This window comes from Mesocryomonas lacus (assembly GCF_055730105.2).
Genome location: NZ_JBUZWF020000001.1, coordinates 901,015 through 916,472, shown reverse-complemented (window position 1 = coordinate 916,472; position 15,458 = coordinate 901,015). Strand labels below are relative to the sequence as shown.

Below are 15,458 nucleotides of genomic sequence, written 5' to 3'. Positions count from 1 at the left end.
AAAGCCTGCTGACAGGTCTTCCAGAAGGGCGCATGACCTCAAGACTCGACGATGCTTTCCCGGTCCCGGCCGGCGACGACGCCCTGACGCCGGTGATCGGCGGTTTGACCGTCGGGGCTCCGCCCGCCCGCAAGGTCTTCATCAAGACCTATGGCTGCCAGATGAACGTCTATGATTCGCAGCGGATGGGCGATGCCCTGGCGAGCGACGGCTATACGCCGACCGAGGTGATCGAGGATGCCGACCTCGTCCTCCTCAACACCTGCCATATCCGCGAGCGCGCCGCCGAGAAGATCTATTCGGAGCTTGGCCGCATCCGCCAGATGAAGGCCGAGCATGCGAGCGTCGGGCGCAAGCTCAACGTCGTCGTCGCCGGCTGCGTGGCGCAGGCGGAGGGACGCGAGATCCTCGGGCGATCGCCCGTCGTAGACCTCGTCATTGGCCCGCAGACCTATCACCGCCTGCCGCAGGCGCTCGCCCGCGTCGCCAAGGGCGAGCGCGTGGTCGAGACCGAATATGCCGTCGAGGACAAGTTCGAGCACCTGCCGGCCTCCACTGCCAGGCAGACCCGCACGCGCGGCGTCACGGCCTTCCTGACGGTGCAGGAGGGCTGCGACAAGTTCTGCACCTTCTGCGTCGTGCCCTATACGCGGGGCGCCGAGGTGTCGCGGCCGACCGCGCAGATCGTCGAGGAAGCGCGGAGCCTTGCGGCAGCGGGCGTGCGCGAGATCACGCTGCTCGGTCAGAACGTCAATGCCTGGTATGGCGAGCACGACGGCGCCGAGATCGGTCTCGGCGAGCTCCTGCGGACGCTGTCCACCATCCCCGGCATCGCCCGGCTGCGCTATACGACCTCGCATCCACGCGACATGGCCGACGATCTGATCGACGCCCACCGCGATCTCCGGACGCTGATGCCCTACCTGCACCTGCCGGTGCAGTCCGGCTCCGACCGCATCCTCAAGGCGATGAACCGGCGCCATAAGGCGGCCGATTATCTGGCGCTGATCGAGCGGATCCGGGCGACGCGGCCGGGCATCGCCATCTCCGGCGACTTCATCGTCGGCTTCCCCGGCGAGACCGAGGAAGATTTTCAGGCGACGCTCGATCTGGTGCGGGCCGTCAACTACGCCTCGGCCTTCTCGTTCAAATACTCGCCGCGGCCGGGAACGCCAGGCGCGCTGCTGCCCGATCACGTGCCGGAGGCGGTGATGTCGGAACGGCTGGAGCGCCTGCAGGCGCTGCTGCGCGACCAGAACCTTGCCTTCATGGCTTCGCTGGTCGGAGAGGAGATCGAGGTTCTCATCGAGAAGCCCGGCCGCTACCCGCACCAGCTGGTCGGACGCTCGCCCTATCTGCAGCCCGTCGTCCTTCCGGTGTCGGCGGGCGCGATCGGCGACGTCGTGACGGTGCGGATCGAGGGACTGCTGGCCAACTCTTTGATGGCCGCAGGGGCGAGCCCCGCCGAGACCGAAACCCGCCTGTTGAGGAAGAGCGCATGAAGGCTGTCCGTGGAGCGTCCTTGCCGTCCGGTGCCTCCGACATGGCGCACATCGTCCTCACCTACGAGGACAACCGTCTGGCGAGCTCTCTCTTCGGCCAGTTCGACCAGAACCTTGCCTTGATCGAACAGAAGCTCGGCGTCGACGCCCGGACCCGCGGCAACACCGTCGAGCTGCGCGGCGAGCGCACCGCCAGCGAGCAGGCGCGCCGGGCGCTCGATACGCTCTATGCGCGGCTCCAGTCCGGCGGCGAAGTGCAAGGCTCCGACGTCGAGGGCGCCATCCGCATGGCCATCGCGCAGGACGACCAGCTGGTACTGCCGACGCTCGAGAAGAAGGGCCGGCTGTCGCTTGCCTCGATCGCCACCCGCAAGAAGACCATCCACGCCCGCACCGCGACGCAGGACGCCTACATGCGCGCCCTCGACCGGGCGGAGCTGGTGCTCGGCGTCGGCCCGGCCGGTACCGGCAAGACCTATCTCGCCGTCGCCCATGCCGCGATGCTGCTCGAGCGCGGCCAGGTCGACCGCATCGTCCTGTCGCGGCCGGCGGTCGAGGCCGGCGAGCGGCTCGGCTTCCTGCCCGGCGACATGAAGGACAAGGTCGACCCGTACCTGCGCCCGCTCTACGACGCGCTCTACGACATGATCCCGGCCGAGAAGGTCGAGCGCGCGCTGGCCGCCGGTGCCATCGAGGTCGCGCCGCTCGCCTTCATGCGCGGCCGGACCCTTTCCAACTGCTGCGTCATCCTCGACGAGGCGCAGAACACCACGTCGATGCAGATGAAGATGTTCCTGACGCGGCTCGGCGAAAACGCTCGCATGGTCGTCACCGGCGATCCCTCGCAGATCGACTTGCCGCCGGGCCAGAAGTCCGGCCTCGTCGAGGCGATGCGGGTGCTCGCCGACATTCCGAACGTCGTCACCGTGCGCTTCGAATCGAAGGACGTCGTGCGCCATCATCTGGTGCAGGCGATCGTCGAGGCCTACGAGTCGGATGCCACGCGGGGCCGTCCCCCGGTGCTGGCCGGCGACCGGTCGTGAGCCCGGTCCCGCAACCCAGCGCCCCGTCCGACGGGGCCGAGATCCCTGACGGCGACTTCGCCGGCACTGACGGCGCGTCTGCCGGCAATGACGGCGCGTCTGCCGCCACCGACGGCGCGTTCGCGGTCGCGGACGAAGCCTCCGACGCCGGCGACGGCGACTTCGCTGGCCTGTCGATCCTCGTCACCGTCGAGGACGACGCCTGGCTAGTGCTGGGCCTCGGCGACCTGCCGGCGCTGGTGCGAAAATGCGTTGTTGCCGCCGCCCGTGTCGCGGAGGTTCCGGCCGACGTGGTGACCGAGTTCAGCGCGACCTTCACCGACGATGCTGCGGTGAAGCTGCTCAACGCCGAATGGCGCGGCAAGGACAAGCCGACCAACGTCCTCTCCTTTCCCATGCTCGACCTCGTCCCCGGCGACCGGCCCGGCGCGATGCTCGGCGACATCGTCCTCGCCCGCGAGACGGTGATGGCCGAGGCGAGAAACGAGGAAAAATCGCTCAACGATCATTTCTGTCATCTCGTCGTGCACGGCTTCCTGCATTGTCTCGGTTTCGATCACATCGATCCCGAGGATGCCGACGAGATGGAAGGCCTTGAGATCGACATCCTGTCCGATCTCGGCATTGCAGATCCCTATGCTGCGGCGGGTGCGCCGATCGATGAAACGGAGAGAACGGCAGACCGACGATGAGCCAGAGCAATACCGACACCGCCGGCGGCATCGACGCCAACCGGCCAGAGACCGGCGGCGAGCCGCAGACCGACGACCGAAGTCCCGCCGAGCGACGGGAACCGGCGCGGCCGAGTTTCATCGCCGGCGTCCTTGCGATGCTGAAGCCGCGCGTCCCGGCCATGCTGCGCACCGACCTTGCCGAGGCCTTGCTGGACGAGTCCGGCGACGGCGCCTTCTCGTCCGACGAGCGGGCAATGCTGAAGAACATTCTTCGCCTGCGGGAAGTCCGGGTCGAGGACGTGATGGTGCCGCGCGCCGAGATCGAGGCGGTGGAGATCACCGCGACGCTCGGTGAACTGATGCGGTCTTTCGAGTCCAGCGGCCATTCGCGCATGCCTGTCTACGGCGACGATCTCGACGATCTCCGCGGCATGGTCCACATCCGCGACGTGCTCGCGCACATCACCGGCACGGCCGGGCTCGGCAGCTCGGCGGAGGCGGCGGAAGCCGCAAGCGATCCGACCGGCGGCCTCGACCTCCAGCGGGTCGACCTCGCGCTCGAGATCGGGACCCTCGGCATCATCCGCGAAGTGCTGTTCGTGCCGCCGTCGATGCTGGCGTCCAACCTGATGGCGCGGATGCAGGCGACGCGCACGCAGATGGCGCTGGTGATCGACGAGTATGGCGGCACCGACGGCCTCGTCTCGCTCGAAGACGTCATCGAGATGGTGGTCGGCAACATCGAGGACGAGCACGACACCGAGGAGGTGCTGATCACCGCGCGCGGCGACGGCGTCTACTTCGCCGATGCGCGTGCCGACCTGCAGGACGTGCGCAAGCTCGTCGGCAGCGACTTCGACGTGACCGCCTTCGAGGAGGAGGCCGATACGATCGGCGGCCTGCTGTTCTACGCGCTCGGCCGCGTGCCGACCCGCGGCGAGGTGGTGCAGGCGATGTCGGGCTTCGAGTTCCAGGTGCTCGAGGCCGATCCGCGCCGGGTGCTGAGCGTCCTCATCCTGCGCAAGCCGCTGACGGGCAGCCATGCCCACCCGCTTCCCGGCCTGAACAGCTGACCCGGCGCTGACGCAGCAGCGCGTCGGCGCTTGGCGGACGGCGGCAGGCGTGCTTGAACGACCCGCCCGCCGTTGCGGCCTGGGGCTATTCGGGATGCTTTGACATGCGCAGACTGGCCGAACGGATTGTGCTGCTCGACGGCTGGCGCCGGGCTCTGCTCGCCGTGTTCGCCGGTGCCGTCGCGGCGCTCGGGCTGGCGCCGGTCAACCTCATCGCTGCTGGCTTCCTGGCCTTTCCGCTGCTCGTTCTCCTGCTCGACGGCGCCGCCGGCGATCCCGGCCGGGGCTGGCTGCGCCGCCTTCTGCCGGCCTTCCGCATCGGCTGGATGTTCGGCTTCGGCTATTTCGTCGCGGGGCTCTGGTGGCTCGGCGCCGCCATGCTGAACGACGGCGACGCCTTCCTCTGGGCGATCCCGCTGGCCGTCCTGGTGCTGCCGGCGATCCTCGCGCTCTATTTTGGCCTCGGGGCCATGCTCGCCCGTGCCTTCTGGAGCGACGGCTCGGCCCGCATCCTCGTCCTTGCCGGTAGCCTGTCGGCGGTCGAGGTGCTGCGCGGCATGCTGTTCACCGGCTTTCCCTGGAACGAGATCGGCATGCTCGCCGCGCCCGTGCCGCTGTTGATGCAGTCGGTATCGGTGGTCGGCCTGCACGGCCTGACGCTCGGCGCCGTCATCGTCTTCTCCGCCCCGGTGCTGCTGGTGCTCGGCGGCCGCGGCAGGCTGGCGCTCGGCCTGGCACTGGTGCTCGTCGCCGCGCATGTCGGCTACGGCGCCTGGCGGCTGCAGACCGCGGAGACGCGGTTCGTCGACAATGTCCGCCTGCGCGTCGTGCAGCCCAACATCCCGCAGACCGAGAAATGGGACGAGGCCGAGGCCGACCGCATCTTCGACCGGTTGATCACGCTGACCGAAATGCGGGGCGAGGCGCCGGCGGCCGGCGAGGGGACGCCGGCGGAAGGCGTTCCGGCCGTCGAGGAGCCATCCGGGGAAGGCGAGGGGGCGCCCGCGACGGGCGACGCCCCGGCGCTGCCCGAAACGCCACCGCGCACGCTGGTGATCTGGCCGGAATCGGCCTTCCCTTTCCTTCTCACCGATCGCCCCGACGCCATTGCCCGCCTTGCCGACGTGCTGCAGCCCGGCGAGACGCTGATCGCCGGCGCGGCCCGGGTGGAATATGTCGCCGCCGGTCGGCCACTGGTCTACAACTCGGTCTACGTCATCGACGACAACGGGGAGATCCGGGACGCCCGCGACAAGGTGCATCTCGTGCCTTTCGGCGAGTACCTGCCGTTCCAGGCCTTTCTCGAGGGCCTCGGCTTCCGCCAGTTGGCGAAGCTGCCGGGCGGCTTCTCGGCCGGGCCCGAGCGCCATCCCGTGCCGCTGGAGGGCTTGCCGTCCTTCCTGCCGCTGATCTGCTACGAGATCATCTTCCAGGACGAGATCAAGGCGACCGACGGCGCCGGCTTCATCGTCAACGTCACCAACGATGCCTGGTATGGCGCGACGCCCGGCCCCTACCAGCACCTGCGGCAGGCCGAGATCAGCGCGGTTGCTTTCGGCCTGCCGCTGGTGCGCAGCGCCAATACCGGCATCTCCGTGGTCAGTGACGGCTATGGCCGGGTGGTGGAGGGCCTCGCTCTCGGCTCCGCTGGCGTGGTGGCCTCGGGCCTCCCGCAGGCCCTCCCGCCGACGATCTTTTCGCGTCAAGGCAATGTTCTGTTTTGGTATTTGTTTGCAACGACATGGGCGCTGGGGTGGGCATGTGCGGTGAGGAATGCCCGTGAGGATTGATTGACACTCTCGACATGCAACGCATACGCCGATGCCAGCATATGTTTTTTTGCCCCTTGCGACATTCCGGTATCGTTGTTGCCACAGTGATCACTGACGGTGCGGGGCAAGGTCGGTAGTGATGTAAAGGTCGCGTCATGATGGAGAACAAGAAGAAGCCCAACCCGGTCGATACCCATGTCGGTTCGCGCGTTCGGCTTCGTCGCACCATGCTCGGCATGAGCCAGGAGAAGCTGGGCGAGGCGCTCGGCATCACCTTCCAGCAGATCCAGAAATACGAGAAGGGCTCGAACCGCATCGGCGCGAGCCGCCTGCAGCGGATCTCCGAGGTCCTCAACGTCGCCATCTCCTTCTTCTTCGAGGACCTGCCGGGTGGCGCCGCCGCGGCCGGCCTGTCCGAGCCGAGCGGCCCGGACTACGTCGTCGACTTCCTCTCGACGTCCGAAGGGCTCCAGCTGAACCGGGCCTTCGTCAAGATCGGCGATCCCAAGGTCCGCCGCCGCATCATCGATCTCGTCCGCTCGCTCGGCGACAGCCCCGAGCCCGACCCCGCTTGAGGCCGTCCCGGTAAGGGATCCGAAAGGGCGCCGGACAGTTTTGCCTTGACCTTTCCCCCTCGCATCTGCAAACCGCAGCGTCCCTGCCAACGGCCGGGCCGAGGCGTTTGCTAGATGCGTAGTTGCCTATCGTTCTTCTCGGGCAGATGCGTTGACGGCGGCAGCTTCCCTGCGTCCGGTAGGGAGCGCGACACAGACCGGGGTTGAACATGGCACGCAGCGCATATCTTTTTACGAGCGAGAGCGTCTCCGAGGGGCACCCCGACAAGGTCTGCGACCGCATCTCCGACGAGATCGTCGACCTGCTCTATAAGGAAGCCAGGAAGAGCGGCATGGATCCGGCGCTGGTGCGCGTCGCCTGCGAGACGCTGGCGACCACCAACCGGATCATCATCGCCGGCGAGGTCCGCTGCTCGCTCGACGAGAAGAAGATGCGCGCCAAGGTCAAATCCGCCGCGCGCAAGGCGGTGAAGGCGATCGGCTACGAGCAGGATGGCTTCCACTGGAAGCACGCCAAGATCGACGTCCTCCTGCACAACCAGTCGGCCGACATTGCCCAGGGCGTCGATGCCGGCGGCAACAAGGACGAGGGCGCGGGCGACCAGGGCATCATGTTCGGCTATGCCTGCCGCGAGACGCCCGACCTGATGCCGGCCCCGATCTACTACGCGCACAAGATCCTCGAGCGCCTCGCGGTCGCCCGCAAGCTCGGTGAGGGCGATGCCGGCAAGCTCGGCCCCGACGCCAAGAGCCAGGTCACCGTGCGCTACGAGAATGGCGTGCCGACCGAGGTCGTGTCGATCGTTCTGTCGACCCAGCATCTCGACGAGAGCCTGAGCTCGGCCGACGTGCGCGCCATCGTCGAGCCCTTCATCCGCGAGCAGCTGTCGACGCTGAAGATCGCCGAGGACTGCGTCTGGCACGTCAACCCAACCGGCAAGTTCGTCATCGGCGGTCCCGACGGCGATGCCGGCCTCACTGGCCGCAAGATCATCGTCGACACCTATGGTGGTGCCGCGCCGCACGGCGGTGGTGCCTTCTCCGGCAAGGATCCGACCAAGGTCGACCGCTCGGCCGCCTATGCCGCGCGCTACCTCGCCAAGAACGTCGTCGCCGCCGGCCTTGCCGACCGCTGCACCATCCAGCTCTCCTATGCCATTGGCGTCGCCGAGCCGCTGTCGGTCTATGTCGACCTGCACGACACCGGCAAGGTCGACGAGGCCAAGCTCGAGAAGATCCTGCGCACCGTCGTCAGCCTGACGCCGCGCGGCATCCGCGAGCACCTGAACCTCTCACGGCCGATCTACGCACAGACCTCGGCCTATGGCCATTTCGGCCGCAAGCCGGGCCGCGACGGCAGCTTCTCCTGGGAGAAGACGGACCTCGTCGCGCAGCTGAAGGCCGCGGTCGCCGCCTGAGGGCGGCACCGGCAGGAGCGGCCGCCAGTGGAGCAGGAAACCAGCGTGACGGCCGAGGCCGACGGGACGAGACCGACGCGGCTGCGCGAGGCCTTCTACGGCCGGGTCAAGGGCAAGCCGTTGAAGCCCCGGCAGGAGGAACTGCTGGACGGCCTGCTGCCGCGGCTGCTGCTCGACCTCGGCGCGCCTGCGCCAGCGGACCTCCGCACGCTGTTTCCGGCCGAGGTCGGCGCCGTCCGGTTGGAGATCGGCTTCGGCGGCGGCGAACACCTTCTCTCGATGGTCCGGCGCCTGCCGGACACCGGCTTCATCGGCGTCGAGCCCTTCGTCAACGGAATGGCGAAGCTCCTCGTCGGCCTCGGCGACACCTCGCCGGATACGCTGCGGCTCTATGACGACGATGCGACGCGGCTGCTGGACTGGCTGCCGCCCGCCTCGCTCACGGGGGTCGACCTGTTCTATCCCGACCCCTGGCAGAAGCCGAAGCACTGGAAGCGCCGCTTCGTCAGCGCCGCCAACCTCGACCGCTTCGCCCGCGTGCTGCAGCCGGGCGCGCACTTCCGCTTCGCGTCCGACATTCCGGGCTATGTCGGCTGGACCGTGCGTCATTGCGCCGAGCATCCCGAGTTTAGCCTCGAAACCGCCGACGAGGCCCGCGGAACGCCCTACGAGAACTGGCCCGGGACCCGCTACGAGGCCAAGGCGTTTCGCGAAGGTCGGCGGCCCGCCTATCTGACGTTTCGCCGCCGCTAAGCCGATGTGAGCGCGGCTTCCGGCCAGTCGGGTTGATACTGCCGGCAATTTGGCCTATACGGCATAGAAATTCTCTTCGATGCGATCGTGAGAGTGGGTCCTGCCGGTCCCGCTCTTTTTTGTTACCGGGGTCCGGTGGCAGAAGCCTCCCGGTCGCGGCTGGCCGCCATCGCTTCGAACGGGATCGACGTTCGCCCGCCGGAGGCCATCTATCCCCGGAGGGCCAGCGCAGGCTGAGCGGGCATTGACGCCTGTCAAAGAATACCGGAGCACGAGTGACGAGCGATACCCCAGCACCAGCCCTTGAGAAGCGCCTCATCGTCGAAGACGGGATCGAGGGCACCGTTGCCGCGATCGTCGAGCCGGTGATCGAGCAGCTCGGCTATCGGCTGGTTCGCGTGCGGTTGTCGCAGATGAACGGGCAGACGCTGCAGATCATGGCCGAAAGGCCGGACGGCACGATCTCGGTCGAGGATTGCGAGGCGATCTCGCGGGCGATCTCGCCGGTGCTGGATCTGGAAGATCCGATAGACCGGGAGTATCATCTCGAGGTCTCGTCCCCCGGCATAGACCGGCCGCTGGTCCGCCGCGCCGACTTCGAGGCCTGGATGCACCATACGCTGAAGCTCGAGACCACCCGCATCGTCGCCAACCGCAAGCGGTTCCGCGGCAAGATCGTCGAAGTGGTCGGCGACGCGATCCGGCTCGAGCGCGACGAGACGCCGGCGGGAGAAGAGACGATCGTCGAGGTGCCGATGGATGCCATCGGCGACGCGCGGCTGTTGCTGACCGACGAGCTGATCGCCGCAGCGCTCAAGGCCGACAAGATCGCCCGCAAGGCGCGGGCCGGAAATGACAACGACCCCGACGGCGAGGCCGCGGGTGACTAGCATGGCAGGCTCCCGCCAGCGGCGGGGGTGACGAACTGCGAGGGCGCGGGGCCGCATGGGCTGCTGGCGTCGCCGATCGCGGCTTTGGTTGAGGAGAGATTTGATGGCAGTCAGTGCGAACAGGCTCGAGCTTCTGCAGATCGCGGACGCCGTCGCGCGCGAAAAGTCGATCGACCGCGAGATCGTGATCGAGGCGATGGCCGACGCGATCCAGAAGGCCGCGCGCTCGAAGTACGGCCAGGAAACCAACATCCGCGTCGACATAAACACCAAGACCGGTGAGATGAAGCTGCAGCGGCTGCTGGAAGTGGTCGAGGAGGTCGAGGATCCCGCGACGCAGATCTATCTCGATCTCGCCCGCGACAAGAACCCCGACGCCGAGCCGGGCGACTTTATCGCCGAGCAGCTGCCGCCGATGGATTTCGGCCGCATCGCCGCCCAGTCCGCCAAGCAGGTCATCGTCCAGAAGGTCCGCGACGCCGAGCGCGACAAGCAGTTCGAAGAATACAAGGACCGCATCGGCGAGATCGTCAACGGCACGGTCAAGCGCGTCGAATACGGCAACGTCATCGTCGATCTCGGCAAGGGCGAAGGCATCATCCGCCGCGACGAGCAGATCCCACGCGAGCTGTTCCGCTATGGCGACCGCGTCCGCGCCTTCGTCTACGACGTTCGCCGCGAGCAGCGCGGCCCGCAGATCTTCCTGTCGCGCACCCATCCGCAGTTCATGGCGAAGCTCTTCACCATGGAAGTGCCGGAAATCTACGACGGCATCATCGAGATCAAGTCGGTCGCCCGCGACCCGGGCTCGCGCGCCAAGATCGCCGTGGTCAGCCGCGATTCCTCGGTCGATCCGGTCGGCGCCTGCGTCGGCATGCGTGGCTCCCGCGTTCAGGCGGTCGTCGCCGAGCTGCAGGGCGAAAAGATCGACATCATTCCCTGGTCGCCGGATGCCGCGTCCTTCCTCGTCAACGCCCTTCAGCCGGCGGAAGTGTCGAAGGTCGTGCTCGACGAAGATGCCGAGCGCATTGAAGTCGTGGTCCCGGATGACCAGCTATCCCTTGCGATCGGTCGTCGCGGACAGAACGTCCGCCTCGCCTCGCAGCTGACCGGCTGGGACATCGATATCCTGACCGAGCAGGAAGAATCCGAGCGCCGCCAGAAGGAATTCGCCGAGCGCTCCGACCTGTTCATGAACGCGCTGAACGTCGACGAAGTCGTCGGACAGCTGCTGGCCTCCGAGGGTTTCGCGACCGTCGAGGAAGTCGCCTATGTCGACCCCGCGGAAGTCGCTGCGATCGAGGGCTTCGACTCCGAGACTGCCGAAGAGATCCAGGCCCGCGCCCAGGAATACCTTGAGCGGCGCGAGACCGAGTTCGACGACAAACGCAAGGCGCTCGGCGTCGAGGACGAGCTGCGCGAGATGGAGGGCCTGACGACGCCGATGCTGGTGGCGCTGGGCGAAGACGGCGTGAAGACGATCGAGGATTTCGCCGGCTGCGCCGCTGATGACCTTGTCGGCTGGACCGAACGCAAGGACGGCGAGACCAAGCGGTTCCCGGGGGCGCTCACGCCCTTCGAGATCAGCCGCGTCGACGCCGAGGGCATGATCATGAAGGCGCGCCTCAAGGCGGGCTGGATCACCGAGGCCGACATGGCCGGACCGGTGGTCGACGAGGAAGAGGAAGAGGCGGCCGAGGCGGTCTGAGACGGCGGTTCGAACGAACATCGGGCGTAGCGCGATGACCGATCAGCCGAGCGAGGTGCCTGTGCATGCCGTGGATCCCTATGATGCCTTGGAAGGGCGTCATCCCGACGACACCCTGGAGGGTCCCGTGAATCCGCGCATGTGCATCGTCACCCGCCAAACTTATGCGGCCGGCGATCTCATTCGCTTCGTGGCAGCGCCCGACGGTTCGGTCGTTGCCGATTTCAAGCGCCGGCTTCCTGGGCGCGGCGCACATGTCGCGGCGAGCCGGACGGCGGTGGACCTGGCGGTGAAGCGCAAGCTTTTCCGCCGGGCTCTGAAGAGTGAAGTGAAAAGCCAGGAGAGCCTCGGCGCCGAGGTCGACGAGATGTTTCGCCGTTCGGCGCTGGGCTTCATGGGCCTCGCCCGCAAGGCAGGGCAGCTGGTGACCGGGGCGACCAAGGTCGACATCGCGATCCGTTCGGGCCAAGCCTTGGCGGTGTTGCATGCCGATGATGCTGCGGCCGACGGCATACGAAAACTGACCGGCGCGCGGCTTGCGTCGGTCGCCAGTGGTGCCGCGAAAGACATCCCCGTTTTCAATGCCTTCACGGCGGATGAAATGGGTTTGGCCTTTGGCGGGGGTAATGTGATACATGCAGCCGTCCTTGCCGGTGATGCGGGTACGGCGCTTCTGAAACGTTTGGAAGCGTTGTCGAAATATCGGGGTCACGGCCCCCAGGCGATATCCAGCGAGGCCGATGGGCCGGAAAGCTCGGATGTCGCGGCTAAGACGAATTCGGGGCGACCTTTGCAGGCGGCCTCCGGCATGGATGGTGGGTGCGGGATCGATCCCGCGCAGGAAGCGGAAGCGTAAATGAACGACACGAAATCCGGCGACGACAAGACGCTGAGCGTGACACCGAAGAAGACCCTGACGCTGAAGCCCAGTGGTGTTCAGCAGTCGACCGTGCGCCAGAACTTCTCGCACGGCCGGACGAACAACGTCGTGGTCGAGACGAAGAAGCGTCGGATCCTTGGTCCCCAGGATGCGCCCGTTCCGGCCTTGTCGCCGGACCGCGCCGCCGCGCTGGCCGCTTCGCTGAAGGAGGCCGCCAAGGCGCCGCCAGCAGCCGAGCCGACGCCCGTCGAAGCCAAGGCCGAGGCGCCCGCAGCGCCGCAGCCTGCTGCGGCAGAGCCCGTGGCGGCAGCGCCGGCGGAAGCCGTCGTCGCCAAGGCGCCTGTCGAGGCGCCTGCGGCCAAGGCACCGGAGCCGGTGAAGGCCGAGGCGCCCGTCGCCGCGCCTGAGGTCAAGGCACCTGCCCCCGCCGAGCCTGTCGCCGAAGCGGCACCTGCGCCGACCCCCGCAGCGCCGGTTGCCCCAGTTGCCGTCGCACCGGCAGCGCCCGCCGCGGCAGCGCTCGCTGCCCCGGCGCCGGTCGCACCGACGCCTGCTCCGACTGCGCGGACCGAGCCGCAGCGTCCGGCCGTGCCCGTGGCCAACCAGCCGCGCCCGTCCGGCAGCTACCCCGCCTCGAACCGCTCGGCGTCGCCGCAGCCGTCGCGTCCCGGTCAGTCGCCCCAGCAGAACCGTCCGGGCCAGCCGGCCCAGTCGGGTCGTCCGGGTGCTCCGGCGCAGCGTCCCGGCGCTTCCGGAGCGCCGGCCGCCCGCCAGCCGCGCGGCGCCGTGCTGAACGATCTGTCGTCGCGCGAGATGGATGCCCGTCGCCGGGCGCTCGAACTCGCCAAGCAGCGCGAGGCGGAAGAGCGTCGCCTGTTCCTGGCCGATGAAGCCCGCCGCATCGCCGACGACGAGCGTCGCCGTGCCGAGCGCGAAGAGAGCGAGCGCCGCCAGGCCGAGGAGGCAGCTCGCCTCGAGGCCGAGCAGGCCGCCCGTCGCAAGGCCGAGGACGAGGCCGCCCGCCGGCCGTCGAACATCGCGCAGCCGCCGGTGTCGAACGTCCCCGGCGAGGATCCGGCCGTCCGACCCGCCCGTGGCGAAGTCGTGAAGGGAACCCGCCGCGCCGACGGCGAGCTGGAAGAGGTCGCCTCGCGTTCGCGCGGCGGTCCTGCCGGTGCCCGTCGCCCCGTCAAGGTCGAGGTCGCCAAGCCGACCCGGGCCCGTACCGAGGAAGATCGCCGCAAGGGCAAGCTGACCCTCGACAAGGCGCTGACGTCCGAGGAGGGCGCCCGTGGGCGTTCGCTCTCGTCGATGCGCCGTCGCCAGGACAAGCTGAAGCGCTCGCAGATGAATCAACAGCGCGAGAAGATCGCGCGAGAGGTTACCATCCCAGAAACCATCACCATCCAGGAACTCGCCAACCGCATGTCGGAGCGGGCCGTCGACGTCATCAAGTTCCTGATGGCGCAGGGCCAGATGATGAAGCCGAGCGACGTGATCGACGCCGATCTCGCCGAGCTCATCGCCGCCGAATTCGGCCACGTCGCCAAGCGCGTCGCCGCCGCCGACATCGAGGAAGGCATCTTCAACGTCGCCGATAATGTCGAGAACCTCGTGCCGCGGCCGCCGGTCGTGACCATCATGGGCCATGTCGACCACGGCAAGACCTCGCTGCTCGATGCGATCCGCAAGACCAACGTCGTGTCGGGTGAGGCCGGTGGCATCACCCAGCATATCGGCGCCTACCAGGTCGAGCACGACGGCTACAAGATCTCGTTCATCGACACGCCGGGCCATGCCGCCTTCACCCAGATGCGTGCCCGTGGTGCGCAGGCGACCGATATCGCCATCCTGGTGGTGGCCGCCGACGACAGCGTGATGCCGCAGACGATCGAGTCGATCAGCCATGCCAAGGCTGCCGGCGTTCCGATCATCGTGGCGATCAACAAGATCGACAAGTCCTCGGCCGACGCCCAGAAGGTTCGCACGCAGCTCCTCCAGCACGAGGTGTTCGTCGAATCCATGGGCGGCGAGGTCCTCGACGTCGAGGTCTCCGCAAAGACCGGGCTCAACCTCGACAAGCTGCTGGAGGCCATCCAGCTGCAGTCCGAGCTGCTCGAGCTGAAGGCCGACCCCGACCGCACCGCCGAGGGCGTCGTCATCGAGGCGCAGCTCGACAAGGGCCGTGGCCCGGTCGCCACCGTCCTCGTCCAGTCTGGCACCCTGAAGATCGGCGACATCGTCGTCGCCGGCGATGTCTGGGGCAAGGTCCGCGCGATCGTCGACGACAAGAGCGCGCAGCTGAAGGCCGCGGGTCCCTCCACCCCGGTCGAGGTGCTCGGCATGCAAGGCACGCCGCAGGCCGGCGATCGCTTCGCAGTGGTGGCCGACGAGGCCCGTGCCCGCGAGATCGCCGAGTACCGTCAGCGCCTGACCCGCGAGAAGCAGGTGGCGAAGTCCGCCGGCCAGCGCGGCTCGCTCGAGCAGATGATGTCGCAGCTGCAGGATACGGGGCTCAAGGAGTTCCCGCTGCTGATCAAGGGCGACGTGCAGGGCTCTGTCGAGGCGATCATCACCGCCCTCGACCGTCTCGGCACCGACGAGGTCCGGGCCCGGATCGTCCATTCGGGCGCCGGCGCGATCACCGAGTCCGACATCACGCTGGCCTCGGCCTCCAATGCCGCGATCATCGGCTTCAACGTCCGGGCGAACGCCCAGGCGCGGACGGCTTCCGAGCGCGAGGGCATCGAGATCCGCTACTACAACATCATCTACGACCTCGTGGATGACGTGAAGCAGGCGATGTCGGGCCTTCTCTCGCCGGAGCGCCGCGAGACCTTCCTCGGCAATGCGGAGATCCTCGAGGTCTTCCACATCACCAAGGTCGGCAAGGTCGCGGGTTGCCGGATCACCGAGGGCAAGGTCGAGCGCGGTGCGGGCGTCCGCCTCATCCGCGACGGCGTCGTCATCCACGAGGGCAAGCTCTCGACGCTCAAGCGCTTCAAGGACGAAGTGTCCGAAGTGCCGTCGGGCCAGGAGTGCGGCATGGCCTTCGAGAAGTACGAAGACATGCGCCAGGGCGACGTCATCGAGTGCTTCCGCGTCGAACACGTCGCGCGCACGCTCTAGCGCCGTCACCGATCGAACAGGAAAAGGGGCCGGGATCTCGC

The 15,458-nt window shown here is 67.8% G+C and carries 11 protein-coding genes and 1 pseudogene; all 12 read left to right on the top strand.

Features of this window, described 5'->3' with window-relative positions; genetic code table 11:
* Positions 1–32 precede the first annotated feature (32 nt).
* The 12 genes and pseudogenes from miaB (at position 33) to infB (ending at position 15,417) form a co-directional block, all read left to right on the top strand.
* On the top strand, positions 33–1,502 hold the full coding sequence (miaB, locus tag ACZLZQ_RS04205; RefSeq protein ID WP_472948284.1) for a tRNA (N6-isopentenyl adenosine(37)-C2)-methylthiotransferase MiaB: 1,470 nt from the start codon (positions 33–35) through the stop codon (positions 1,500–1,502).
* Positions 1,499–2,545 (top strand): PhoH family protein, encoded by a 1,047-nt coding sequence (locus ACZLZQ_RS04200; protein WP_472948283.1) that lies wholly within the window; start codon positions 1,499–1,501, stop codon positions 2,543–2,545. The genes miaB and ACZLZQ_RS04200 overlap by 4 nt, the downstream gene beginning before the upstream one ends.
* A gap of 170 nt (positions 2,546–2,715) precedes the next feature.
* The gene (ybeY, locus tag ACZLZQ_RS04195; protein WP_472948446.1) at positions 2,716–3,237 is read left to right on the top strand and encodes an rRNA maturation RNase YbeY; all 522 of its coding nucleotides are present in this window, start codon (positions 2,716–2,718) and stop codon (positions 3,235–3,237) included.
* Positions 3,234–4,292, top strand: a complete 1,059-nt coding sequence (locus tag ACZLZQ_RS04190; RefSeq protein ID WP_472934385.1) for a hemolysin family protein — start codon at positions 3,234–3,236, stop codon at positions 4,290–4,292. The genes ybeY and ACZLZQ_RS04190 overlap by 4 nt, the downstream gene beginning before the upstream one ends.
* Before the next feature lie 104 nt (positions 4,293–4,396).
* Positions 4,397–6,082 (top strand): apolipoprotein N-acyltransferase, encoded by a 1,686-nt coding sequence (lnt, locus tag ACZLZQ_RS04185; RefSeq protein WP_472948282.1) that lies wholly within the window; start codon positions 4,397–4,399, stop codon positions 6,080–6,082.
* Positions 6,083–6,219: 137 nt separating this feature from the next.
* Positions 6,220–6,639, top strand: coding sequence for a helix-turn-helix domain-containing protein (locus ACZLZQ_RS04180; protein WP_472934387.1), 420 nt, complete (start codon positions 6,220–6,222; stop codon positions 6,637–6,639).
* Positions 6,640–6,848: 209 nt separating this feature from the next.
* Entirely contained in the window at positions 6,849–8,057 is a 1,209-nt protein-coding gene (gene metK / locus ACZLZQ_RS04175) for a methionine adenosyltransferase (RefSeq protein WP_472934388.1), read from the top strand.
* 45 nt (positions 8,058–8,102) lie between these two features.
* Positions 8,103–8,810 (top strand): tRNA (guanine(46)-N(7))-methyltransferase TrmB, encoded by a 708-nt coding sequence (gene trmB, locus ACZLZQ_RS04170; protein WP_472948280.1) that lies wholly within the window; start codon positions 8,103–8,105, stop codon positions 8,808–8,810.
* Between the two features lie 275 nt (positions 8,811–9,085).
* Positions 9,086–9,700, top strand: a complete 615-nt coding sequence (rimP, locus tag ACZLZQ_RS04165) for a ribosome maturation factor RimP (protein ID WP_472948279.1) — start codon at positions 9,086–9,088, stop codon at positions 9,698–9,700.
* Between the two features lie 103 nt (positions 9,701–9,803).
* Complete coding sequence (gene nusA, locus ACZLZQ_RS04160) at positions 9,804–11,408, top strand: transcription termination factor NusA (RefSeq protein WP_472948278.1); 1,605 nt, start codon at positions 9,804–9,806, stop codon at positions 11,406–11,408.
* A gap of 127 nt (positions 11,409–11,535) precedes the next feature.
* A pseudogene (locus tag ACZLZQ_RS04155) lies at positions 11,536–12,153 on the top strand (RNA-binding protein); the annotation flags it as partial.
* A gap of 111 nt (positions 12,154–12,264) precedes the next feature.
* Positions 12,265–15,417 (top strand): translation initiation factor IF-2, encoded by a 3,153-nt coding sequence (gene infB / locus ACZLZQ_RS04150; protein WP_472948277.1) that lies wholly within the window; start codon positions 12,265–12,267, stop codon positions 15,415–15,417.
* Positions 15,418–15,458 lie beyond the last annotated feature (41 nt).